Origin of the sequence: Sphingomonas sp. KC8, from assembly GCF_002151445.1 — a bacterium.
Classification (GTDB): domain Bacteria; phylum Pseudomonadota; class Alphaproteobacteria; order Sphingomonadales; family Sphingomonadaceae; genus Sphingomonas_E.
This window is the reverse complement of record NZ_CP016306.1, coordinates 1,585,530-1,608,089: the sequence shown is the minus strand read 5'-3', so window position 1 is coordinate 1,608,089 and position 22,560 is coordinate 1,585,530. Positions and strand designations below refer to the sequence as shown.

Below are 22,560 nucleotides of genomic sequence, written 5' to 3'. Positions count from 1 at the left end.
AATGAACGGCACCAGCGACGACGCACCTGCCGCGAACCTTGGCCCGCTGGATATCCGGCGGGTCCTGGCGGCGCTGCCGCACCGCTATCCGATGCTGCTGGTCGATCGTGTCGAGGAACTGATCCTCGACCGGTCGATCGCCGCGATCAAGGCGGTGACGATCAACGAGCCTTTCTTCCAGGGGCATTTTCCGGGCCGGCCGATCATGCCCGGCGTACTGATCGTCGAGGCGCTGGCGCAGGCCGCCGGCGTGCTGGCGGTCGAATCGCTTGGCCTCGCCGGATCGGGTAAGCTCGTTTATTTCATGGCGATCGACGAAGCGAAGTTCCGTGTTCCGGTGGAACCGGGCGTGCTGCTGCGGCTTGAAGTGGAATTTGTCCAGAAACGGGCATCGGTCTGCAAGTTCGCCGGCCGTGCGCTGGTCGATGGCAAGGTGGCCGCGCAGGCCAATTTCACCGCGATGATCGCGGATCCGCCGGCGGCTTGAAGCCTGCGACATAGCGCGCAAGATCAGCCTGCGTATTGATGTTTGCCGGGTCGGCCGCCAGCGCCACCCGGCGCGCGGCCATCCGTGCGATCCACGCCCGCATCGCGCGGTCCTCGCCAGCCACCAGCCATTCGATCAGCCGGTCGGCCGATGCCGATGGCCACAGGCCGAGCAAGGGCTGGCCAGCCACCACGGCGGGGGCGGGGCTTAGCCGCGTCGCCAGATCAAGCGGGATATCGGGCAGGTCGCAGCCGCTGGTCAGTACCAGATCAAATCCCGATGCCTGCGCATATGCCAGCGCGCCCGCCAACGCGCCCAATGGGCCAAGGCCGGGGGCAGGGGCGTCGGCCACATCGGTCAGCCCCGGCCAGGCGCGGCCAACGACGACCACCGCGTCGCATTGCGCGGCGAGCCGTGCAACGACATGATCGATCATCGCGTGATCGTCGATCATCGCGGCGTGCTTGTCGCCACCGAACCGGCGGGCTGCGCCGCCCGCGAATATCGCGCCCAGGATCTTCATGTCGCGGGGATCGGGTGCGGCGGCGGCCTTGTCAATTGCCGGCGCCACGGCTATGGCCGCGCCTTTATTGCCCCGGCTGGTCGGTAACCAGTCATTCAGGAGCCTGCGTGATGAAGAACGACATCCATCCCGATTACCACATGATCAAGGTCCAGATGACGGACGGCACCGTCTTCGAGACGCGTTCGGTCTGGGGCAAGGAAGGCGATACGCTGCAGCTCGACATCGACCCGACCGTCCACCCGGCATGGACCGGTGGCAAGTCGACCCTGCTCGACGCCGGTGGCCAGGTCGCACGCTTCAACAAGCGTTTCGGCGGTCTCACGCTCGGCAAGAAGTAAGACGGATCACGGCGGGGCCTGCTGGCTCCGCCGTTTCCCTAAACGGATGTGGCCGCCAGATCGGCGAGTATCGGCCCGATACGCATCCAGCGCAGGCGAATACGCCTCCCGGCTATGGCAGCCAGCCGGTTTGACGATGCGGCGCACCGCTTCGTCCGCGCCAACGGCGCTTTTCCCAAAACCCATATCGACCATTCCGCCATTTCGACGCTAGATGGCGCCGATGGATGCGATCGACCGGATTTTGAAGCCGCTTTTCTGGGCGGCGCTGATCTTCGCTTATGTCGCCGCGATTGTTCCGGCGGCGGATGCGCCGCGAATCGCGTCGTCGGATAAGGTCGAACATATGATCGCCTTCTTCACGCTTGCGCTGCTGGCGGCGCTGGCGTGGCGTGGCGTGGCGGTGTGGCGGGCCGGCCTGATGCTGGCCGGCTTCGGCGCGCTGATCGAGGTGACGCAGGCGATCCCGATCCTGCGTCGTGATGCCAGCGCCGCTGATTTTCTGGCGGACTGCGGGGCCATTCTGGTGGGGCTGGCGTTTGGCTGGCTGCTGCGCAAGGGGTTCGCCCGCCTGCGGGCGTGACGCCATTATTCGCTTGTTGGCGAATGATTAACCATGTCAGACTAGCGTCCAGCAAATAACGGGCGCGGTGGATCGGCAAATCCGATCGGCGATATGCGTCGGGAACAAGGGGTCGCCATGTCCATGCTGTGCAGGCTGGGTCGACATCGTCATGCGTCTGATGGCGTGTGGAATGACGGCTTGTTTTTCGGAACCTGCGAACGCTGCGCCACGCCGCTCATCCGGCGGCCGAATGAAGGCTGGTCGAGTGTGCCGCGCGAATATATCGTGGTGTGGAGTGATCGGCGGCCGGTGGCTCAGGGTACCCCTGCCGCATCCTGACGCGCCTGCCGGCGTTCGGCGCGCGCCTGATCGATGAACATGCGGTAGCAGCCCGTCGCGCCGCCCGATCCGACGGGCGAACAGCTATTGGGCGTTCCCGCCCGGCTCACCCATTCCAGTTGCCGAACCGTGTTCGACCAGGATTCCTGCGCTGGTTCGGCCTTCTTGCCACGAAAACGCTTCGGTACGCGGTAGCGCTCGCTTTCGGGTTCGCGGCCGCACACGACAATTTCGTCCGCGCTGCTGCGGGGGCAGGGATCGTCGCCATAGACGACCAGCGATGCGATCTTTTCCGCCGGTTCGGCCGCCGCCGGCACTTCGTCCGGCTGGGCATGCGCGCCCGCCGCGCCCACCATCAGGCAAAGGAACGCAAAGGGCGTTAGCGCGGCGCGATGCATGGGGCGGTTCCTATATTCCAGAGGATGACCGGCAGAAGGCCATCATCGACATGGCCTGGGCCTGAATGGGAAATCAGAATCCCACGACGGGTTTCTGGCCCTGTGCTGCGCGTTCTTCGCGGGCCTTGCGGGCCAGTTCGCGGAAACAGCCGCTGGCGCCGCCGGCGCCGACGGGCGAACAGCTCATCGTGCCGGACGAGCCGACATATTCCAGGCTCTTGGCGCGATCGCCCCAGCGGGCGGCGGCGGCCTCGCCACTTTCGCCGCGCAATTGTTCCGGAATGCGGTAGCGTTCGTTTTCCGGGGCGCGCACGCAGATCGTGTCGCGCGGGCACTTGTCATTGCCGTAAATCGTGACCAGCCGGTCGCCCGCCTGTGCCATCGCGGGCGCCACGGGAAGGCCGCTGGCGAGCGTCAGCCCCAACAGGCCAAGGCCGAGTGCGAGGACTGGTTTCATAGGTCTTGGCCTCCTGCCCGGTTGACGGAATATCGTGCCGTCCCGTGATGATATCGTGGCGTCATATCCGCTTCGACAGCGCGATGGCGGCCCGGCACCCCAGGCGAATGGCACCGGACAGCAGCGGATAGGCCGGGGCCTCTTCCGCGCCTGCCGCGATGGCGATTTCGCGATGTTCGGCCTCTTCGGCGCGAAATTCGGCGATCGCGTCGGACAGTTCGGGGTCGCTGTCGCCCAACTGGTCGAGCTGTTCGCCATAATGGGCGTCGATTTCGGTTTCGATCGCGGCGGTGCAGGCCATCGCCGCTTTCGGCCCCATCAAGGCCGTGGCCGCGCCCAGCGCGAAACCGGCCACATCCCAGATCGGCTGGAGGAGCGTGGGGCGAACGCCACGTTCGGCGATCATCGCGTCGAACCGGGCGCGGTGCCGTTCTTCCTGCGCCGCCATCCGCGCGACCATGCGGTTGCCGGGGCCATGATCGCCCAGCACCGCCAGCTGGCCGGCATAAATCCGTGTCGCACCATATTCGCCCGCCTGATCGACGCGGAGCATCGAGGCGCGGGCCTTGTTCGACGGGGGCATCAGCGGGGGCGTTTCAGGCATAGCGCCAGTATAGCCGCTCCGCCGCCAAGGGAAATGATTGCATTCCATCCGGCAAGCGAAATTCCGAACAGCGCCCATTGCACCTCGTCGCAGCGGACCAGCGGGGCGGACATGATATCGGCCAGCACATCGCCCGACGAACTGATCGTGCTGCACTGGGTCAGCCCTTCCCACCAGCCATATTCGACGCCGGCATGGAACGCGCCGATCGCGCCGCTGATGATGATCGCTACGGCGGCCAGCATCGTCAGCGGCCGGGCGGCGGGGCGGACGATGAAGGCAAGGATCGCGATCCCGATCGCCGCATAATGCGGCCAGCGCTGCCAGTGGCACATTTCGCACGGGTACAGGCCGCCCAGATATTGCAATCCCAGCGCGCCGGCCATCAGGGCCGTGGGCAGCAGCAGCGCGAGCAGGCGGGCGGTGGCAAGCGGGGTCATGAGCGGGGGAATACCCTTGATCTGGCTGTCAGGCAGCATCGGCGGGGCCGCCGGATGCGTCGGTGCGCACCGCGGCGTTCCGGCATTGCGGACTGGCGTGCGGGCAGGGGGCGCTTATCGGCGCCCGCCTTTGCCGGCGGATCCGGCGGCCACGGTGACGGGGGCAGGCTTGCCCAGCCGGGCGATGGCCTTGACCGCATAATCGAGCTGGAAATCCTTTACGCCCTGCTTTTCCAGCTGGACGGCGGTCAGGCTGAAACGCGGATCGGTCTTGGTGTCATCCTCGATCACGCTTTCGTCCACCTTGGCTTCGTTGATCAGGTGGCGGCGCAGATCGGCTTCGCGCAGGCGCGGGCGATCCTTGAAATCGGGGTCGGAAAGCTGCGGTACGCGGATATCGGGCTGGATGCCGCCTTCCTGCACCGATCGGCCCGACGGCGTGAAATAGCGCGCCGTCGTCAGCCTCAGCGCGGTTTCGTCGGTCAGCGGCAGCAGCGTCTGCACCGATCCCTTGCCGAAACTGCGTTCGCCCATCACCAGCCCGCGTCGGTTGTCCTGCAGCGCGCCGGCCACGATTTCGGCGGCCGAAGCCGAACCGGCATCGATCAGCACGATGATCGGCAGGCCATGCGAAAAATCGCCCGGCCGGGCATAATAACGTTCGATATCGCCCTTTTCGCGGCCGCGCTGCGATACGATTTCGCCGCGTTCCAGGAAGGCATCCGATACTTCGATCGCCTGATCGAGCAGGCCGCCGGGGTTGGATCGCAGATCGACGACATAGCCCAGCGGCTGCCCGCCGACGGCCTTGTCGATCGCCACCAGCGCGGCGCGCACCGCCTCGCCGGTCTGCTTGTTGAAGGTGTTGATGTTGACGATGCCAACGCGGTCCTTGATTTCCCACTTCACGGGTTTCAGCGTGATGCTTTCGCGGACCAGCGTGACGTCGAACGGCTTGTCGCGGCCTGGGCGCACGATCGTCAGCTTGACGGCCGTGCCCGGCTTGCCACGCATCTGATCGACGGCTTCGTCCAGTGTGCCGCCATAGATCAGCTTACCGTCGAGGTGGGTGATATAGTCGCCGGCCTTCAGCCCGGCCTTGAACGCGGGCGTATCTTCGGTCGGGGCGATGATCTTGACCGCGCCATCCTCCATCGAAACGGTCAGGCCAAGGCCGCCATAGGCGCCGTCGGTCTGCGTCCGCAGATTCTGGTAATCGCGCACGTCGAGATAGGAACTGTGCGGATCGAGGCTGGCCAGCATCCCGTCGATCGCGCCCTTGATCAGCGTCTTGTCGTCCACCTTGTCGACATATTCAGCGCGCACGCGCTCGAACACGTTCATGAACTGGTCCATCTCGCGATAGGTTTCCGCATCGGTCGCGGCGATCGCGGCGGTAATGGCCGGCGTAAGTGCCACGGCACCGACAAGCAAAACAGAACGCAACAGGAATTTGGCCATCGACTAGGTGCCTTCGCTGGATAGTAACACCACGTTACAGCTTTTCGTGGCCGTGCAACAGGGCCGCTGGCGCAACGGACCGCATGGCGCAAAGTTGATCGGAAAGGATGAAGCCGGGCTGAATGATGTCAGCCGCGGGCCTGGCCGAGCAGGGCGACGATATCGATCGGATCGCCACTGCGGCGCAGTTCCACCGTCACGCCATCCTTGCCGCCCCGCGTTCGGCCAAGCGGGCTGCCCTGATCGACAGCATCGCCCACATTGACGCGCAATGTGGCCAGCCCGGTGACAAGGCTGGTCCAGCCGCCGCCATGTTCGATGATCACGATATTGTCATAGCCGCGAAACCGCCCGGCATAGGCGATTCGGCCGCGCGCCGGGGCGATCACCTGGGCGTTGGCGCGCGCGCTGATCGTCAGCCCGCGCGCGCGGACGCCGGCGTCGGAAACCTCGCCAAGCCCCCGCACCAGCCGGCCGTTCACCGGCAGGCGATAGGCCAGCTGCGATGCGGTGGGGGGCAGCAGATCGGGGGCGGGCACATCGACCCGGCCCGGCACCGGCGGGCGAAGCACCGGTCCCGGCAGGCGCGCCAGCCGTTCGCGCCGATCCGCCTGCGCGTCGAGCTTGTCGACCAGATCGGCGATGTCGCGCGCATCTTCGGCCAGCGCCAGTGCGCGATCGGATTCATGGAGGGCATTGTCCGTCAGCATTTGCGCGCGAACGCGGTGGCCGGCCTCCAGCGTGGCCAGTTCGGCGCGATTGGCGTCCAGTCGTTCCCGGCTTTCGTGCAGGCGGGTGGCGGCCATGTCGGCCTGCTGCTGAAGTGCGATCCCCCGTGCCACTTCGGCCCGCAGGCCGGCGGTGCGGGCCTTAACAACGGGAAGCTGGGCATCAAGCAGGGCGCGGACATGAACGACGTCGGCCAGCGAACCGGGCTGCACCAGCACCAGCGCCGGCGGGCGCCGTGCCATTGTCTGCAACGCGGCGGTCAGCCGCACGATCGGTTCCTGCTGGGCGGCCAGGCGGGCGCGCTGCCCGGCGCGCAGGGTGGCCACCCGGCGGACATTGGCCTCGGCCGTGTCGATCTCTTTTTCGGCCGCGACGATGCGGACGCCGATGGCGGCTTCGGCGGCGCGGGCCTTGGCCGCATCGTCGATCGCGCGTGCGGCCGCGGCCTCCAGTGCGATCGAACGGTTTTGCGCGTCGGCCGCGTCCTGATGGACCTGTTCGATGGCTTCGGTCGCGGGTGGGCCGGATTGTGCGATTGCCAGTCCTGCCGTCGCGATGGTGGCCATGCCGGCCGCGATCAGGATGGCGCGCGGCATGGATCAGCCCTCGCGGTGATAGGGGTGGCCGGCAAGAATGCTGGTGGCCCGCCACAATTGTTCGGCCAGCATCGCGCGGGCCAGCATGTGCGGCCATGTTGCCGCGCCGAACGCCAGCAGCAGATCCGCGCGGTCGCGGTCCGCCGGCTCAAGGCCGTCCGCCGCGCCGATCAGGAAGCGCGTTTCGCGTCGCCCGTCATCGCGCCAGCGGCCCAGTTTTTCAGCGAAAGCGAGCGATCCCAGTTGCTGGCCTTTTTCGTCCATCGCAACCAGGATCGCATCGGAATCGAGCGCGGGTGCACGGCCGCCTTTGTCGGGCAGTTCCGTCACGCGGGTCGGCCACGCAATCCGCTTCAGATAGCGATCGACCAGCTCCGCCTCGGGGCTGCGGCCGATCTTGCCCCGCGCGACGATGTGCAGCAGCAACGCGTCAGGCGTCGTCGGCGACGTCGCCGATCGGCTTGCGTTCTTCTTCGAAGCCCCACATCCGTTCGAGATTGTAGAAGCTGCGCACTTCCGGGCGGAACAGGTGCACGATCACGTCATTGGCGTCGATCAGCACCCAGTCTGCCGTGGGCAGCCCTTCGATCCGGCAGCTGCGGCCGGTTTCGCGCTTGATGCGTTCGGCCAGCTTCTGCGCCATCGATGCCACCTGGCGCGTCGAACGGCCGCTGGCGATCACCATGTAATCGGCGATGCTGCTTTTGCCGGCAAGCGGGATGGATACGGTTTCGACGGCCTGATCGTCGTCAAGCGAACTGAGCACGAGCTGATGAAGCACAGCGGAAGGCTCGGGTTCGTTGGTGCCCTGCTGGGCGGCGGTACTGGCGGGCAAAGTGCCTCCTAAACGATACGCCTGCGCGTCACGGGGTCGCGCAGTGCGTGGTTGTGAAATGCGTGAAACCAACGCGGGTTTGCAGCCCGCAAGCGCGTGGCGGAACCAGGATCAGGGCGAAAGCGCAGCAGCACAAGCGCCGGCGGTCTCCACGTCGTCCAGTTTCGCGCCTGGCCTGCGGGCCGGACGAAACGCCGCAGCCAGCCCATTGCCCTCGTAGCATGGGTTGCAGCATCATAGCCCGGACGGGCGATAACAGCAATCGGAACCGTCCGGGCGATCCGTCGCCAGTCGCGCCAGCGATGAAACTGCACCAGATTGTCCGATCCCATCAGCCAGATAAACCGGCGGTCCGGGTAGCGGCGGACCAGTTTTTCCAGCGTTTCGGCGGTGTAGCGCGTACCCAGCTGGCGTTCGATCGCGGTTGCCCGAATCGGTGCGCGTCGCGCCATCGCCTGCGCGCTGGCCAGCCTTGTGGCCAGTGGTGCCATGTCCGTCGCGCCATCCTTCAGCGGATTGCCCGGCGATACCAGCCACCAGGCTTCATCCAGCCCCAGCGCTTCGATTGCCGCCAGCGTCACCTTGCGGTGCGCGCGATGCGCGGGGTTGAACGATCCGCCGAGAAGGCCGGTGGTCGTTCTGCCACGGCTCAAGGCCGGGCCTGTCCCGTGCCGCGCACCACCCACTTATAGGTCGTCAGCCCTTCCAGCGCGACGGGGCCGCGCGCGTGCAGCCGGCCGGTCGAAATGCCGATTTCGGCGCCCAGCCCGAATTCGCCGCCATCGGCGAACTGGGTGGATGCGTTCCACATCACGATCGCCGAATCGACTTCGGCCAGGAAGCGTTCGGCGGCGGCGATATCCTCCGTGACGATCGCGTCGGTATGGTGCGATGCGTGCGCGGCGATATGGTCCATCGCTTCGTCCACCCCGTCGACCAGCTTCACCGCGCAGATGCCGTCGAGATATTCGGTGTCCCAATCCTCGTCGCCGGCAGCCAGGATGCGCGGATCGAGCGACTGGACATCGCGGGTGCCGCGCAGTTCGCATCCGGCATCCAGCAAGGCGGCCAGCACCGCCATCGGCGCGGGATAGGCGCGGTCGATCAGCAGCGTTTCGGTCGCGCCACACACGCCGGTGCGGCGCATCTTGGCGTTGACGGCAAGCGCCGCCGCCTTTGCCGGGTCCGCTGCGGCGTGGATATAGGTGTGGTTGATCCCGTCGAGATGGGCGAGCACCGGCACGCGCGCTTCGTTCTGCACGCGCGCCACCAGCGATTTGCCGCCGCGCGGGATGATGATGTCGATCAGCCCGGCGGCCTTCAGCATCGCGCCCACGACGGCCCGATCGGTGACGGGAACCAGCTGGATCGCGTCGGCGGGCAATCCGGTCGCTTCCAGCCCCGCGATCAAGGCGGCGTGGATCGCCCGGCTGCTGTCGATCGCTTCGGAACCGCCACGCAGGATCGCGGCGTTGCCGGCCATCAGGCACAGCGCGCCGGCGTCCGCCGTCACATTGGGGCGGCTTTCATAGATGATGCCGACGACGCCCAGCGGCACGCGCACGCGGCTGAGGGCCAGGCCGTTGGGCCGCGTCGCGGTGTCGATCACCCGGCCGACCGGATCGTCGAGGCCGGCCACCGCGTCCAGCCCGGCGGCGATGCCCGCCAGCCGCGCGGGATCGAGCTTCAGCCGATCGAGCATCGCCGGACTGAGGCCATTGTCCGCGCCGCGCGCCATATCGGCGGCGTTGGCGGCCAGGATATCGGCCTCGGCGGCGCGCATCGCATTCGCGGCGGCGCGCAGGGCGGCGGCCTTGGTGGCGGTTGGCGTCCGCGCAAGGATTTTCGCGGCGGCGCGGGCGCGGCGGCCCATATCGTTGATCAGCGCCTCGGCTGCGATGGCGGGGGCGGGCTGGGCGATGGTAGCGGCTTCGGTCATGATGGATCGCCCCTATCATGTCGCCTCTCGCTTCGCCATGGCGAGGTGGCTATCGTGGTACGATGGCAGGGGAACTGGACGCAGCGGCGAACGTCGCCACCGGGGCATTGATCGCGCACGCCGTGGATGGGGCGGGCGGCGGCGGGCCGGATGCGGACGGCCACACCCACGAACAGGCCTGCCTGAATTGCGGAACCCCGCTGATCGGCCGTTTCTGCCACCAGTGCGGGCAGGGCGCGCATCTGCACCGCACGATCATGGCGCTGATCCACGATATCGCCCACGGGGTCTTTCATTTCGAAGGCCGGATGTGGGGCACCTTGCCGCTGCTGGCCTGGCGTCCCGGCGAACTCACCCGGCGTTATGTGCAGGGTGAACGCGCGAAATTCGTGTCGCCGCTGGCCTTGTTCCTGTTTTCGGTCTTCCTGATGGTCGCGGTCTTTTCGTGGGTCGGCTTGCCGATCCGTAGCACCGGCGCACCGGTCACGGTCGATGGCGTCGCGATGGGCATGGAGGAAGCACGTCGCGAAATCGGTGCGCAGAATGATGCGGCCGCGATCAAGATCGCGAAACTGGAAGCCCAGAGCGCCGCGCTTAAGGCGAGCGGCGGCGATGCGCGCGCGATCAACCAGCAGATTGCCAATCTGAAGCGCGACATGGCGATCACCAATATGATGGCCGGGCGGGTGGCCGAACAGGCCGGTCAGCCGGGCATGCAGGTCAGCACCGGCTGGAAATCGCTCGACAAGGGTATCGAAAAGGCCCGCGCGAACCCCAGCCTGCTGCTCTACAAGCTGCAATCCAGCGCCTATAAATTCTCCTGGGCGCTGATCCCGATCTCGCTGCCGTTCATCTGGCTGATGTTCGCGTGGCGGCGGCAGTTCGGGCTGTACGATCATGCGATCTTCGCGATCTATTCGCTGGCGGCCATGACGCTGCTGGTGGTGCTGATGAGCTTTGCCGCTTTGGTCTTGCCCGGCGCGGCGATCCTCATGATCCTGATCGTCTTCCCGCCATGGCACATGTACCGCCAGTTGCGCGGGGCCTATGCGCTCGGCTGGTTCGGGGCATTGTGGCGCACCGTCTTCCTGATCGTCTCTGCCAGCGTTTCGGCAACGATCTTCCTGTTGCTGCTGGTCGCGATGGGTGTGACCGGGCACTGAAAACCATAATGACAAGAGGATGTTTGATGACCGCTTATGTCGTGATGCTGAGGGAACGGACCCGCGATGCCGCCGAATTGGCGATCTATTCGGAAAAGGCGACGGCCGCGCGGGGCGATCATGCGCTGACGCCGCTGGCGATCTACGGCCAGATCGATCATCTCGAAGGCGAGCCGGCCGAAGGTGCCGTGATCATCTCCTTCCCCACCATGGCCGAAGCCCGCGCCTGGTATGACAGCCCGGCCTATCAGGATGCGCGCAGCAACCGCATGAAGGGTGCGGATTATCGCATGTTCATCGTCGAAGGCGTCTGACGATGGCGATGCAGGATTTCCTCTCCACGATCAAAATCGGGGCCGCAGTCAGCTTTTCCAAGACGGTGACGGAAAGCGATGTGTCGCTGTTCGCCGGGATCAGCGGCGATTTCGCGCGCAACCATATCGACGAAGCCTATATGCGCCGCACGCCGTTCGGCGGCCGGATCGCGCATGGCCTGCTGCTGCTCGGTTACACCTCGCGCGCCTCGACGATGATGGCGGAGGCGTGCCTTGCCGGGTCGGATGCCTTCGTGCCGCTGGCGCTGGGGTTCGATCGCGTGCGTTTCCTGCGCCCCGTCACCATCGGTGAGACAATCACCGTCCGCTATGTGGTGGACAGCATGGATGTGGAACGCGCGCGGATGGGTGGTGCGGTTTCGATCGAGAATGAAGCCGGCGATCCGGTGCTGGCGGCCACGCACATCATCAAATGGGTGTCTGCCGAATAGCGGGGCAGGGGCGGGGTGAAGATGTTGTAGGCCGGGTGGTATTTTCTCAGGCCGAATATCCATTTGAAATATAATAAAATACGCGTCGCCAGCCGCCTCAATCCCGTTCCCCGGGCATTCGCAACCCAGCGTCCCTGTTGCTCAATCTGGCCCATTTGCCCTATTTCCTTCGGCCATGAAGACGCTTCCCGCCGCGAGCCTTGCTGCGCTCGCCTTCGCCGTGGCCGCTACCTCCGTCGCTGCCCGCCCGCTCACCCCGCAGGATCTGGTCGGCCTGTCGCGTATATCCGATCCCGTCGTGTCGCCCGATGGCCGCTGGGCTGTATGGCAACAGCGCGAGACCGATCTTGCCGCCAACAAGGGCCGCACCGATCTGTGGCGGCTCGATCTGAAGGCGAAGAAGGCCGCCCCCGAAAAGCTGGCCGCCGAACCGCTGGTCAATGAAAGCGCGCCGGCCTTTGCCGCCGATGGCTCGGTCTGGTTCCTGTCGGACAAATCGGGCGCGAACGAAGTGTGGCGCATCGCTGTCGGGGGAACCGCCGAACCGGTGACGATCGGCAATCAGGGCATTTCCGGTTTTCGCCTGTCCCCCGTTGGGGACAAGTTGCTGGTCTGGGCGGACAAGCGTCCCGGTGCTCCCTCACTCGAACCGGCGATGGCCAAGCAGGATGCCAATGCCGGTTCCGGCCGTGCGTATGATCAATTGTTCGTCCGCCATTGGGACACATGGGCCGATGGCACCCGTTCGCAATTGTTCGTGCTGCCGCTGGTCAATGGCAAGGCGCAGGGCGCTGGTGTTTCGCTGATGGGCGGGCTGATCGGCGATACCCCGTCCAAGCCGATGGGCGGGGCCGAAGAAGTGGCGTGGGCGCCCGATGGCAAGACCGTCTATTTCGCGCTGCGCGAAGCCGGGCGCATCGAATCGCTGTCCACCAACCTCGATATCTTCAGCGTGCCGGCCGATGGATCTGCCAAGCCGATCAACCTGACACCCGATAACAAGGGCGTGGATAATTTCCCCGCCGTTTCGCCCGATGGCAAATGGCTGGCCTGGGCGGCGATGGCGCGGCCCGGCTATGAAGCCGATCGCATGGTCATCCACCTGCGCGATATCGCCACCGGCCAGACGCGGGTGTTGACGGACGGCTGGGATCGTTCGGTCGAATCGATCCAGTGGGCGCCCAATTCGGCCAGCCTGCTCGTCACCGCGCACGATCATTTCGATCGGCCGATCTTTCAGGTCGATGTCGCTAGCGGCAAGGTCCGCCGGTTGACGGGCGATGGATCGGTCGGCGGCCTTGCCCCCGTCGGCAATGGCATCCTCTATACGTTCGACAGCCTGACCGCGCCGGCCGATCTGTTCGCGCTTGATGAATATGGCAAGCCATCGCGGCTGACCTCGGTCAACGCCAGCAAACTTGCCGGCGTCGACATGCCCATCGCCACCCGTTTCAGCTTTGCCGGGGCCAATGGGGATATGGTGTGGGGCTATGCGCTGAAACCCGCCGGTCTGGCGAAAGGCGCGCAAGTGCCGATCGCCTATATCGTCCATGGCGGTCCGCAATCGACCTTGGGCAATGGCTGGTCCTATCGCTGGAATCCGGCGGTGATCGCGTCGGCGGGGTTCGGCGCGGTGATGGTCGATTTCCATGGCAGCATTGGTTACGGCCAGGCCTTCACCGATGCGATCAACAAGGATTGGGGCGGCAAGCCGCTCGAAGATCTGAAAAAGGGCCTGTCCGCCGCCACCGCCAAATTTGGCTGGCTCGATGGCCAGAATGCCTGCGCGCTCGGCGGCTCTTATGGCGGCTACATGATGAACTGGATCGCGGGGCAGTGGCCCGATGGGTTCAAGTGCCTCGTCACCCATGCCGGCGTGTTCGATGCCCGCGCCATGGCCTATGAAACCGAAGAATTATGGTTCGACGAATGGGAACATGGCGGCCCCTATTTCGAAAACCCGCAGGAATTTGAAAAATGGAATCCGGTGCATCACGTCACGGCATGGAAAACGCCGATGCTGGTGATCCACGGTGAAAAGGATTTCCGCATCCCTTACACGCAGGGGCTGGCCGCCTTCACCGCGCTCCAGCGGCGCGAAATTCCGTCGCGGCTGGTGGTGTTTCCGGATGAAAACCACTGGATATTGAAGCCGAAGAACAGCCTGCAATGGTATGCTGAAACGCTCGGCTGGATGAAGCAGTGGACCGGCGACGCAAAATAGCCGGCTGATCCCGGTCGCGGGGTTGAAGGAACGGGTTTCTTGTCGCGCTTTGGCTCGCTAAAGCGCGTGGCATGACGATCGACAAGACCTTCGACCCCGCCGCCATCGAAACCCGCTGGTATCAGCATTGGGAACAGGAGGGGCGTTTCCGTCCCGAACGGCCGGATGCGGCCCCCTATACCATCGTCATCCCGCCGCCCAACGTGACGGGATCGCTGCATATCGGCCACGCGCTCGATAATACGTTGCAGGATATCCTGATCCGCCACGCGCGCTTGCAGGGCAAGGATGCCTTGTGGGTGGTCGGCACCGATCATGCCGGCATCGCCACCCAAATGGTGGTCGAACGGCAGATGAACGCCAAGGGCGAAAAGCGCACCGATTATTCGCGCGACGATTTCATCGCCAAGGTGTGGGAATGGAAGGCCGAAAGCGGCGGCACGATCACCGGCCAGCTGCGGCGGCTGGGCGCATCGTGCGATTGGGCGAACGAACGCTTCACGATGGACGAAGGCTTCTCGAAGGCCGTCATCAAGGTGTTCGTCGAACTGTTCAATCAGGGCCTGCTGTACCGCGACAAGCGGCTGGTGAACTGGGATCCGGGCCTCAAGACCGCGATTTCCGATCTCGAAGTCGAAACGCGCGAAATCAACGGCAAGTTCTGGCACTTCTCCTATCCGTTGGAAGATGGTTCGGGCACGATCACCGTCGCCACCACGCGGCCAGAAACCATGCTCGCGGATATGGCGGTCGCGGTGAACCCCGAAGACGAACGCTATATCGCGCTCATCGGCAAAAAGGTTCGCCTGCCGATCACCGGCCGGCTGATCCCCATCGTCGCCGATACCCATGCCGATCCCGAACTGGGGTCCGGCGCGGTGAAGATCACGCCGGGGCATGATTTCAACGATTTCGAAGTGGGCAAGCGCGCCGGGTTCCGCCCGGCTGATATGCTCAACATGCTCGATGCCGACGCCAATGTGATCCAGACCAGCGATGGCCTGATCCCGGCCGAATATCTTGGCCTCGATCGCTTCGCCGTGCGCGCGCTGGTGGTCGAACGGCTGAAACAGGATGGTGTCCTGATCCCGCATGTGGACAAGGACGGTGCCGAACATGACGCCGAACCGCGCACCATCCAGACGCCCTATGGCGATCGCTCAGGCGTGGTGATCGAACCGTGGCTGACCGATCAATGGTATGTCGATGCCGAAACGCTGGCCAAGCCCGCGATCGCGGCGGTGCGCAATGGCGACATTCGCGTCGTGCCCGAAACCTGGAAAAAGACCTGGTTCAACTGGCTCGAAAATATCCAGCCATGGTGTGTCTCGCGCCAGCTGTGGTGGGGCCACCAGATCCCGGCCTGGTATGATGAAGACGGCAATCCGTACGTCGCCGAAGACGAAGCTGGCGCGCAGGCGCTGGCCGGCAACAAGGTGCTGACCCGCGACAGCGACGTGCTCGATACGTGGTTCTCGTCCGCTCTGTGGCCGTTCGGCACGCTCGGCTGGCCCGATGATACCGCCAAGCTCGCCAAGCATTATCCCAATGACGTGCTGATTTCCGGCTTCGACATCCTGTTCTTCTGGGATGCGCGGATGGCGATGCAGGGGCTGCACTTCATGAAGGAAGTGCCGTGGAAGACGCTGTATCTCCACGGCCTTGTCCGCGATGCGACCGGCGCGAAAATGTCCAAGTCCAAGGGCAATACGGTCGATCCACTGGGCTTGATCGACAAGTTCGGCGCCGATGCGCTGCGCTTCACGCTCGCCGCGATGGAAAGCCAGGGCCGCGACATCAAGCTCGATGAAAAGCGGGTCGAAGGCTATCGCAACTTCGCGACCAAGCTGTGGAATGCCGCGCGGTTCGCCCAGTCCAACGGCATCGGCGCATCGTCGACGCTGGAACCGCCGGTGGCCGAACTGCCGGTCAACCGCTGGATCATTGCGGAGACGGTGAAGACCGTTCAGGCGCTCGATCTCGCGATCGCCGATCTGCGGTTCGATGAAAGCGCGAACACCGTCTACCAGTTCGTCTGGGCCACCTTCTGCGATTGGTATCTCGAACTGATCAAGCCGCTATTCGCCGAAGACGGGGCAGGGGCCACCGAAACCCGCACCGTCGCCGGCTGGGTGCTCGATCAGATCCTCGTCATGCTCCACCCGTTCATGCCCTTCATCACCGAAGAGCTGTGGCACGCGCTGGGCGATCGTCCGTACGATCTGATCCTCGCCAAATGGCCGATGGCCGATGCCCGCGCGATCGATCCGGCCGCGCAGCAGGAAATCGACTGGCTGATCCGCCTGGTCAGCGAAGTGCGTGCCGCGCGTTCGGAATTGAACGTGCCGCCGGGCGCCAAGCTTCCGGCGCATGTTCGCGATGCCGGCCCGGAAACGCTGGCACGGCTCGAACGGCAGGCCGCTGCCATCGCCCGGCTGGCGCGGATTTCCGAAGTCCGCGTCGATCCTGCCCCTGCTGGCGGTGCAGCCCAGTTGGTGGTCGACGAAGCGACCTTCGTGCTGCCGCTGGAAGGTGTTATCGATCTGGCGGCCGAAAAGGCGCGTCTCGCCAAGGCGATTGCGGGCGCTGAAAAGGAACGCGACGCGCTCGCCAAGCGGCTCGGCTCGCCCGGCTTTGCTGAAAAGGCCAAGCCCGAAGCCGTCGCCAAGGCCCGCGCCGACCATGCCGAACGCTCGGCCGAAGCCGAACGCCTCGGCGCCGCCCTCGCGCGGCTGGGGTAAGACACTAACGCCCGTCATCCCGGTTTATGCTGGGATGACGGAGCCGTTCAGCCCTTCCGAAACACCACCATCAGATTGTTCGCCGGCATCGGGATCACCGCTTCGCGCGTAAAGCCGGCGTCGTGGGCGAGCGCGGTCACATCCGCCAGGTCGCGCAGGCCCCAGGCCGGATTGCGCATCCGCAAATCGGCGTCGAACGCCTGGTTGCTCGCCACGGTTTCCACCCCGGCCTGAACATAAGGGCCATAAAGGATCAGCGGCGCGCCCGCCGGCAGGGTGCGCGCCGCGCCCGCCATCAGCCCCAAAGTCGCGGCCCACGGGCTGATATGGATCATGTTGATGCAGACCAGTGCATCCGCCCGGTCGATCGGCCACGCATCGGCGGCGGCATCCAGCGTCAGCGGGTTGCGCACATTCTGCAACCGGGCCGCGTCCGCCCATCCGGCGATCGATGCGCAGGCGCCTTCATCGGGGTCGCTCGGTTGCAAGTCGAGCATCGGCATATGGCTGGCGAAGTAAGCGGCATGTTCGCCGGTGCCGCTCGCCACTTCCAGCACCAGCCCGGTTTGCGGCAGGAAACGGCGCAGCACCGCCAATATCGGATCGCGGTTGCGCGTGGTGGCGGGGGCGTGGCGGCGGGGATCGTCGGTCATATCGCCAGCCTAGCCGAGATCAGGGCGATTTGCAGCCGGATGGCGCCATCCGGCGATGCGTCGATCGCGGTCATCCAATCGGAGTAGCACGAAGGGTTGCTCGTCCCCGTGATGCAATTTCTTTATTCTCTACCAAATGAATTGTGAATAGCATTACTCTACCAAATGGGGAGAGAATATGAATCGTCGTTATCTCATCGCCGGCGCCCTCGCGACGGCCGCTGCCGCCTTTGCACCGCTGGCACCGCTTGCCGCGCAATCGGCCGTGCAATTGCTCAACGTTTCCTATGATCCGACGCGCGAACTGTATCGCGAAGTGAACGCCAATTTCGCCAAGCGGTGGAAGGCGCAGACCGGCCAGGATGTCGCCATCCGCCAAAGCCATGGCGGTTCGGGCAAGCAGGCCCGCGCGGTGATCGACGGGCTTCAGGCCGATGTCGTCACCCTGGCGCTGGCCTATGACATTGACGAGATCGCCCAGCGGGCAAAGGCGCTGCCGGCCAACTGGCAGACGCGCCTGCCCAACAACAGCGCGCCCTATTATTCGACGATCGTGTTTCTCGTCCGCAAGGGCAATCCCAAGAAGATCAATGATTGGGACGATCTGGTCCGCCCCGGCGTTTCGGTCATCACGCCCAATCCCAAGACGAGCGGCGGCGCGCGCTGGAATTATCTGGCGGCGTGGGGCTATGCCAAGGCCAAATATGGTGGGTCGGATGTGAAGGCCAAGCAGTTCGTGTCGCAGCTGTTCCGCAATGTGCCGGTGCTGGATTCGGGCGCGCGCGGTTCCACCACCACCTTCGTCCAGCGCGGGCAGGGCGATGTGCTGCTGGCGTGGGAAAATGAAGCGTTCCTCGCGGTTAACCAGCTCGGCAAGGGCAAGTTCGATATTGTCGTGCCGTCGATTTCGATCCTGGCCGAACCCAATGTCGCGGTGGTCGACAAGGTTGTCGACAAGCGCGGCACGCGCAAGGTGGCCGAAGCCTATCTGCGCTACCTTTACACGCCGGAAGCACAGGAAATCATTGCCCATAATTATTATCGCCCGCGCAATCCGCAGGTCGCGGCCAAATATGCCAGCCGTTTCCCCAAAACGGCGCTGCTGACGATCGATCGCAATTTCGGCGGATGGCAGCGGGCACAGGCATCGCATTTCAACGATGGCGGCCTGTTCGATCAGATTTTCGAAGAAGCCAAACGCTGAGGTGGTTTTGGCTCGGCCCGGCCCGGCCGGGCCATGTTCCATCTATAAGACATGAATTGTAGCAATGCGGGTAATGAACAGGGACAGTGCGCCCAGGCGCCTGCGTCCTTCGGGGAGAATGACGACAATGAAGACGATTTTGCTCGCTGGGGCGGCGCTGATCGCCCTGGCGCCGGCGGGGGCCATCGCCCAGTCCGCCGAACCGGCGGCCATTCCCGATCAGGTTCAGGGCTATGGCGATTCTTCCGGCCTCGACACGCTGGTTCCGGCCGGCGGCGATGTGGCGGCTCCGCCCAAGACCGGCGATGCCGTGCTCGATCGCCTGAACGAACTGGAAGCCAAGGTGTCGCGGCTGGAAGCGCGCAACAAGGAACTGGAAGAACAGGCCAGCGCCACCAGCGATCGCGTCGAAAAGGTCGAAGTCCGCGCGGCAAAGGGCGTGCAGATCAATGCGCCGGCGCCCACCTTCGCCGATGTCGGCGGCAATTTCACCTTCAAGCCGCGCGGCGTGATCGAGATCGACTATGCCGGCTATAACGAACGCGCCGGCGGCTATGATTACAGCAACGGCACCGATCTGCGCCGTGGCCGCTTCGGGTTCGATGGCACCGCGTTCAAGGCGTTCAAGTGGCGGATCGAGGCCGAATTGCTGAAGGGCAATGTCAGCCTGCTCGATGCCTATGTGTCTTATGGCTACAAGAATTGGCTGCTCACGGTCGGCCAGCAGAAGGCGCCTTATGGGCTGGAACCGAACACGTCGGATAGCTTCAACACCTTCCTCGAACGCAGCATGTTCAACAATGCGTTCGGCGCGGTGGGGGCTGAACGCCGCGTCGGTGCGACGGTCGCTTATGTCTCGGACAAGCTGAACGCCACGGTTGGCGTATTCGGCGCCGGCGAAGCGGTGCAGCGCAGCGCCAATGGCACGGCTGACGAAGGCTATAGCGTCAATGGCCGGATCACCTGGGATCCGATCCTGGATACGGGTAAGGCCCTGCACTTTGGTGCATCGGCGTTCCTGGCAACCAATTTCGACGGCAATTCGCTCGATATCGGCGATCGGCCAAGCAGCCGCGTCGATGGGGGCCGGCTCATCCGCGCGCAGATCAGCGGCGCCAGCCCGGTCGGCGGCCCGGATACGGGGGCAAAGGATGCCTTCTATGTCGGTGCCGAAGCCGCCGTCATCTACGGGCCCTTCTCGGTACAGGGCGAATATGGCCGCCTCAGTATCGATCGCTATGGTGCGGAATCGAACGTCGATTTCGACGGCTTCTATGTCTTCGGCAGCTATTTCCTGACAGGCGAATCGCGCGTCATCAAGAATGGCGTGATCGATCGGCAAAAGCCGACCACCGATTTCAACCCTGCCAAGGGCGATTGGGGCGCGTTCGAAGTGGCGCTGCGTTACGACCAGTTGAATCTGACCGATCGTGGCCTGTCCCCGCTGGACAAGAAAGCGATCAACTGGACGGGTGCGCTCAACTGGTATCTCAATCCCTACACCAAGCTGATGTTCAACTATATCCGCTTCAAGGGCGAGAATTCACCGCTGGTGGTGGCACCCACCATCGTCAACGGCACCACCGCCAAGGGTGAAGCCTTCGCGACGCGCCTGCACTTCGACTTCTGATCCGAACCACTGGATTGCAAAATGCCCTCTCCATCGCGGAGGGGGCATTTTCGTTCAGCCTTCCGCAACTTTGCGCGATGCACTAATCTGTCATCGTCATGTCATACGCCCTTCACACATCTGTCATCTCGGGCGCCGCCGATAGCGGTGTGCCGCCGTTGATGCGCTTTCTGGCGGAAGGGCAGGCGCTGATGTCGCGGCCGTTCACCGCGCCGGCTGCCCGGCGGATCGCGCAGACCCGTCAGGGTGATGGCCGCGCGGTGATGGTGATCCCCGGCTTCATGGCCCGTGATATCTTCACGCTCAGGCTGCGGCGCATGCTGGCGCTGGCCGGCTATGCTCCGCATGGCTGGGGGCTGGGCCTCAATCGCGGGGCCACCGCTGATCTGCTTGATCGCCTGACTGTTCAACTGGATGCGATCGCGCTGCGTGAAGGCACGCCTGTCTCGCTGATCGGGTGGAGCCTGGGGGGCCTGTACGCCCGCGAACTGGCCAAGCTGCGCCCCGATCTGGTCGATCGCGTCGTCACCTTGGGCAGCCCCTTTTCCGGTGATCCGCGCGCCAATCGGGCGTGGAAACTGTATGAACTCGTCAACCGCCACCCTGTCGATCAGCCGCCGATGCAGGTGGAACTGTCCAGGAAGCCGCCGGTCAAGACGCTGGCCTTGTGGTCGGCCCATGATGGCATCGTGGCTCCGGCCTGCGCGCGGGGCTTGCCGGGTGAAGCGGACTATAACGTCCGGGTCGATTGCCGGCACATGGATTTCGTGTCCGCGCCAGCCGCCGTCCGCGCGATCTTCGACGCGCTGGAAGCCTGACTGCCCGGCACGGCGGGCGCGCTCCGGCGATGAAGCCCGTCCGGCCATGCGACGAATGGGGGAACCAAGCGCGATCGGGTGCGCTTCATCAGGATAGCCGGGGCCGCGATGCTATCGGGTGATGGAGGATGACATGTCGGAATTGCGCAGCCGCGAATATCTTATTGTCCGGATGAAACAGTGCCGGGAAAAGGCCGCCCAGGCCCGCGATCCGGGCGTGCAGGCCTATCATCTGGGCTTTGCCAGGCAGTATGAACGGGAAGCCGAAAAATTATGGGCTGAAACTACGGCATCCCGCACACGGCCGGCCGGCGCGTCGCTTTAGGCGGGGCTGCCTTCGCCGGCGCGTATCCGTGCGGCCAGGCCTTCGATTTCAACGGGGTTGAGCACCCACACCCGTGTCTTGCGGCCTTCGCGCGCGACGGGCCGGGTCAGCAGGATGCGGGCATCCGCTTTGGCGGTCGCCTTGAACGCGGCGAAATGCCGGACGCAGTCGCTGAGCTTGCCGATGAACGGCGCGGTGCCGTCCAGATCGATCAGGGTTGCCGTTTCGTCCCAGAAATCCGTCATGTCCGATCCTTTGTTCGTCAGCGACGCATGCAAAGTATTGCGGCCGCCCTTCGATCGCCGGGATCCGGCATCGCCCGGCCCCGCAGGGCGGTTTCATCATGCCATTTCGAAGAGAAAATGGTGCTGTCGGGGAGGATTGAACTCCCGACCTCAGCCTTACCAAGGATGCGCTCTACCACTGAGCTACGACAGCACTACGGTTGGAAACCGCGTTAGAGGCGCGCCTATGGAGAATGCTGGAACGTACGTCAAGGCTTGCCGAAAAGGTTCTTCGGCTTCAGAGCAAAAATATGGCGAAAGACGATCCCGAACGCGCGCGCAGGCTGGCCGAGGCGCTGCGTGAAAATCTGCGCAGGCGCAAGGCGCAGGGCCGTGAGCGCGATGACGCGCCACCGCCCGGCGATGCGCGCGACGATACAGCCGTTTAATCGCGTTGCGCCGGGCGAATCGCCGCCGCGGCGCGATCAGCCTCGCGTTTTCAGCGCATCTTCGATTGCCGACGTGACTTTCGGGTCGGTGGGGGCGGTGCGGGTGCCGAAGGCGGCGATCAGCCGGCCGTCGCGCCCGATCAGATATTTGTGGAAGTTCCACTTGGGCGTGTTCTGCTGGCCGAGTTTCGCCGCCGCCCAGCGATAGATCGGCAGCGCCTGCGGGCCGACCACATCCGATTTTTCGGCGAGCGGGAATTTTACCGCCTTGGATTTGCAGAAAGCGGCGATTTCGCCGTTCGATCCATATTCCTGGCCCTTGAAGTTGCCGGATGGCACGCCGACGACGGTGAAGCCGCGTTTGGCGTAACTGTCCTGCACCTTCTGCAGGCCTTCATATTGCGGGGTGAAACCGCACATGCTGGCGGTGTTGACCAGCAGCACCACCTGGCCCTTGAACTTCGCCATTGGCAGTGGTGCGCCGTCGATCGCGACGAGGTTGAAATCCCACGCGGATCGCTTGGCGGCTTCGGCTGCGGCCATGGGCGGGGTGTCGGGGACGCTTGGGAACTGGGCATAGCCCACTGCCGTCACCACGCCGATGGCGATCACCGCCGCGGCGCCCAGTTTCCATCGCTTGCCCATCGCC

Annotated in this window: 27 protein-coding genes and 1 tRNA gene; 13 read left to right on the top strand and 15 right to left on the bottom strand. The window is 64.7% G+C overall.

The features are described 5' to 3' along the window. Nucleotide 1 precedes the first annotated feature (1 nt). Nucleotides 2-487 carry a 3-hydroxyacyl-ACP dehydratase FabZ gene (gene fabZ, locus KC8_RS07610; RefSeq protein WP_010127723.1) on the top strand — a complete coding sequence of 162 codons (486 nt, stop codon included), beginning with the start codon at nt 2-4 and terminating at the stop codon, nt 485-487. On the opposite strand, the gene mobA is transcribed toward fabZ, so the two are convergent. Beyond that, nucleotides 453-1,058, bottom strand: a complete 606-nt coding sequence (gene mobA / locus KC8_RS07605; RefSeq protein WP_010127722.1) for a molybdenum cofactor guanylyltransferase — start codon at nt 1,056-1,058, stop codon at nt 453-455. The genes fabZ and mobA overlap by 35 nt on opposite strands. 62 nt (nt 1,059-1,120) lie before the next feature. On the opposite strand from mobA, the gene rpmE reads away from it, so the two are divergent. Next, nucleotides 1,121-1,351: a 50S ribosomal protein L31 gene (gene rpmE / locus KC8_RS07600; RefSeq protein ID WP_010127721.1), complete on the top strand. Its 231-nt coding sequence runs from the start codon at nt 1,121-1,123 to the stop codon at nt 1,349-1,351. Nucleotides 1,352-1,574: 223 nt separating this feature from the next. Next, nucleotides 1,575-1,934, top strand: coding sequence for a hypothetical protein (locus tag KC8_RS07590; RefSeq protein ID WP_010127717.1), 360 nt, complete (start codon nt 1,575-1,577; stop codon nt 1,932-1,934). A 296-nt stretch (nt 1,935-2,230) separates the two neighbouring features. Here KC8_RS07590 and KC8_RS07585 read toward each other — a convergent pair whose 3' ends face one another. From KC8_RS07585 to KC8_RS07540, 10 genes are all read right to left on the bottom strand, one after another. Beyond that, complete coding sequence (locus tag KC8_RS07585; protein ID WP_010127716.1) at nt 2,231-2,653, bottom strand: hypothetical protein; 423 nt, start codon at nt 2,651-2,653, stop codon at nt 2,231-2,233. A 73-nt stretch (nt 2,654-2,726) separates the two neighbouring features. Further along, nucleotides 2,727-3,110, bottom strand: coding sequence for a hypothetical protein (locus tag KC8_RS07580; protein WP_010127715.1), 384 nt, complete (start codon nt 3,108-3,110; stop codon nt 2,727-2,729). A 61-nt stretch (nt 3,111-3,171) separates the two neighbouring features. Then, entirely contained in the window at nt 3,172-3,714 is a 543-nt protein-coding gene (locus tag KC8_RS07575; RefSeq protein ID WP_050805478.1) for a demethoxyubiquinone hydroxylase family protein, read from the bottom strand. Next, nucleotides 3,693-4,193 (bottom strand): disulfide bond formation protein B, encoded by a 501-nt coding sequence (locus KC8_RS07570; RefSeq protein ID WP_010127713.1) that lies wholly within the window; start codon nt 4,191-4,193, stop codon nt 3,693-3,695. Before KC8_RS07570 ends, KC8_RS07575 begins: the two co-directional genes overlap by 22 nt. Before the next feature lie 75 nt (nt 4,194-4,268). Continuing rightward, nucleotides 4,269-5,615 carry a S41 family peptidase gene (locus tag KC8_RS07565; RefSeq protein ID WP_010127712.1) on the bottom strand — a complete coding sequence of 449 codons (1,347 nt, stop codon included), beginning with the start codon at nt 5,613-5,615 and terminating at the stop codon, nt 4,269-4,271. Nucleotides 5,616-5,743: 128 nt separating this feature from the next. Beyond that, nucleotides 5,744-6,940: a murein hydrolase activator EnvC family protein gene (locus KC8_RS07560; protein ID WP_010127710.1), complete on the bottom strand. Its 1,197-nt coding sequence runs from the start codon at nt 6,938-6,940 to the stop codon at nt 5,744-5,746. A gap of 3 nt (nt 6,941-6,943) precedes the next feature. Then, on the bottom strand, nt 6,944-7,366 hold the full coding sequence (locus tag KC8_RS07555) for a 23S rRNA (pseudouridine(1915)-N(3))-methyltransferase RlmH (RefSeq protein WP_010127709.1): 423 nt from the start codon (nt 7,364-7,366) through the stop codon (nt 6,944-6,946). Nucleotides 7,367-7,370: 4 nt separating this feature from the next. After that, on the bottom strand, nt 7,371-7,775 hold the full coding sequence (gene rsfS, locus KC8_RS07550; RefSeq protein WP_010127708.1) for a ribosome silencing factor: 405 nt from the start codon (nt 7,773-7,775) through the stop codon (nt 7,371-7,373). Nucleotides 7,776-7,783: 8 nt separating this feature from the next. Then, nucleotides 7,784-8,461: a nicotinate-nucleotide adenylyltransferase gene (locus KC8_RS07545; protein WP_010127707.1), complete on the bottom strand. Its 678-nt coding sequence runs from the start codon at nt 8,459-8,461 to the stop codon at nt 7,784-7,786. Further along, complete coding sequence (locus KC8_RS07540) at nt 8,425-9,714, bottom strand: glutamate-5-semialdehyde dehydrogenase (protein WP_010127706.1); 1,290 nt, start codon at nt 9,712-9,714, stop codon at nt 8,425-8,427. The genes KC8_RS07545 and KC8_RS07540 overlap by 37 nt, the downstream gene beginning before the upstream one ends. A gap of 17 nt (nt 9,715-9,731) precedes the next feature. Between KC8_RS07540 and KC8_RS07535 the strand changes: the two genes are divergently transcribed. From KC8_RS07535 to KC8_RS07515, 5 genes are all read left to right on the top strand, one after another. Beyond that, a complete protein-coding gene (locus KC8_RS07535) occupies nt 9,732-10,877 on the top strand; it encodes a DUF3667 domain-containing protein (protein WP_232455660.1) in 1,146 nt (381 codons plus the stop codon). Nucleotides 10,878-10,903: 26 nt separating this feature from the next. Beyond that, nucleotides 10,904-11,191, top strand: coding sequence for a DUF1330 domain-containing protein (locus KC8_RS07530; protein WP_010127704.1), 288 nt, complete (start codon nt 10,904-10,906; stop codon nt 11,189-11,191). A gap of 2 nt (nt 11,192-11,193) precedes the next feature. Further along, nucleotides 11,194-11,643 (top strand): MaoC family dehydratase, encoded by a 450-nt coding sequence (locus KC8_RS07525; RefSeq protein WP_010127702.1) that lies wholly within the window; start codon nt 11,194-11,196, stop codon nt 11,641-11,643. Nucleotides 11,644-11,818: 175 nt separating this feature from the next. Continuing rightward, nucleotides 11,819-13,867 (top strand): S9 family peptidase, encoded by a 2,049-nt coding sequence (locus KC8_RS07520; RefSeq protein ID WP_010127701.1) that lies wholly within the window; start codon nt 11,819-11,821, stop codon nt 13,865-13,867. Between the two features lie 71 nt (nt 13,868-13,938). Continuing rightward, entirely contained in the window at nt 13,939-16,608 is a 2,670-nt protein-coding gene (locus tag KC8_RS07515; RefSeq protein WP_010127700.1) for a valine--tRNA ligase, read from the top strand. A gap of 47 nt (nt 16,609-16,655) precedes the next feature. Here KC8_RS07515 and KC8_RS07510 read toward each other — a convergent pair whose 3' ends face one another. Further along, nucleotides 16,656-17,261, bottom strand: a complete 606-nt coding sequence (locus tag KC8_RS07510; RefSeq protein ID WP_010127699.1) for a DUF938 domain-containing protein — start codon at nt 17,259-17,261, stop codon at nt 16,656-16,658. A 178-nt stretch (nt 17,262-17,439) separates the two neighbouring features. On the opposite strand from KC8_RS07510, the gene KC8_RS07505 reads away from it, so the two are divergent. The 4 genes from KC8_RS07505 to KC8_RS07490 all read left to right on the top strand — a co-directional run bounded on the left by KC8_RS07505 (nt 17,440) and on the right by KC8_RS07490 (nt 21,238). Next, nucleotides 17,440-18,465 carry a sulfate ABC transporter substrate-binding protein gene (locus tag KC8_RS07505; RefSeq protein ID WP_010127698.1) on the top strand — a complete coding sequence of 342 codons (1,026 nt, stop codon included), beginning with the start codon at nt 17,440-17,442 and terminating at the stop codon, nt 18,463-18,465. A gap of 127 nt (nt 18,466-18,592) precedes the next feature. Further along, nucleotides 18,593-20,095 carry a porin gene (locus KC8_RS07500; RefSeq protein WP_010127697.1) on the top strand — a complete coding sequence of 501 codons (1,503 nt, stop codon included), beginning with the start codon at nt 18,593-18,595 and terminating at the stop codon, nt 20,093-20,095. A 98-nt stretch (nt 20,096-20,193) separates the two neighbouring features. Next, complete coding sequence (locus tag KC8_RS07495; RefSeq protein ID WP_050805471.1) at nt 20,194-20,913, top strand: esterase/lipase family protein; 720 nt, start codon at nt 20,194-20,196, stop codon at nt 20,911-20,913. A 133-nt stretch (nt 20,914-21,046) separates the two neighbouring features. Further along, nucleotides 21,047-21,238, top strand: a complete 192-nt coding sequence (locus KC8_RS07490) for a hypothetical protein (RefSeq protein ID WP_138956796.1) — start codon at nt 21,047-21,049, stop codon at nt 21,236-21,238. On the opposite strand, the gene KC8_RS07485 is transcribed toward KC8_RS07490, so the two are convergent. Beyond that, entirely contained in the window at nt 21,235-21,483 is a 249-nt protein-coding gene (locus KC8_RS07485; protein ID WP_029624838.1) for a hypothetical protein, read from the bottom strand. The genes KC8_RS07490 and KC8_RS07485 overlap by 4 nt on opposite strands. A 118-nt stretch (nt 21,484-21,601) precedes the next feature. Then, nucleotides 21,602-21,676 (bottom strand) — tRNA-Thr (locus KC8_RS07480). Between the two features lie 97 nt (nt 21,677-21,773). Here KC8_RS07480 and KC8_RS20065 point away from each other — a divergent pair. Further along, a complete protein-coding gene (locus tag KC8_RS20065; protein WP_192807720.1) occupies nt 21,774-21,911 on the top strand; it encodes a hypothetical protein in 138 nt (45 codons plus the stop codon). 36 nt (nt 21,912-21,947) lie between these two features. On the opposite strand, the gene KC8_RS07470 is transcribed toward KC8_RS20065, so the two are convergent. Beyond that, nucleotides 21,948-22,556 (bottom strand): glutathione peroxidase, encoded by a 609-nt coding sequence (locus KC8_RS07470; protein WP_010127691.1) that lies wholly within the window; start codon nt 22,554-22,556, stop codon nt 21,948-21,950. Nucleotides 22,557-22,560: the final 4 nt, after the last annotated feature.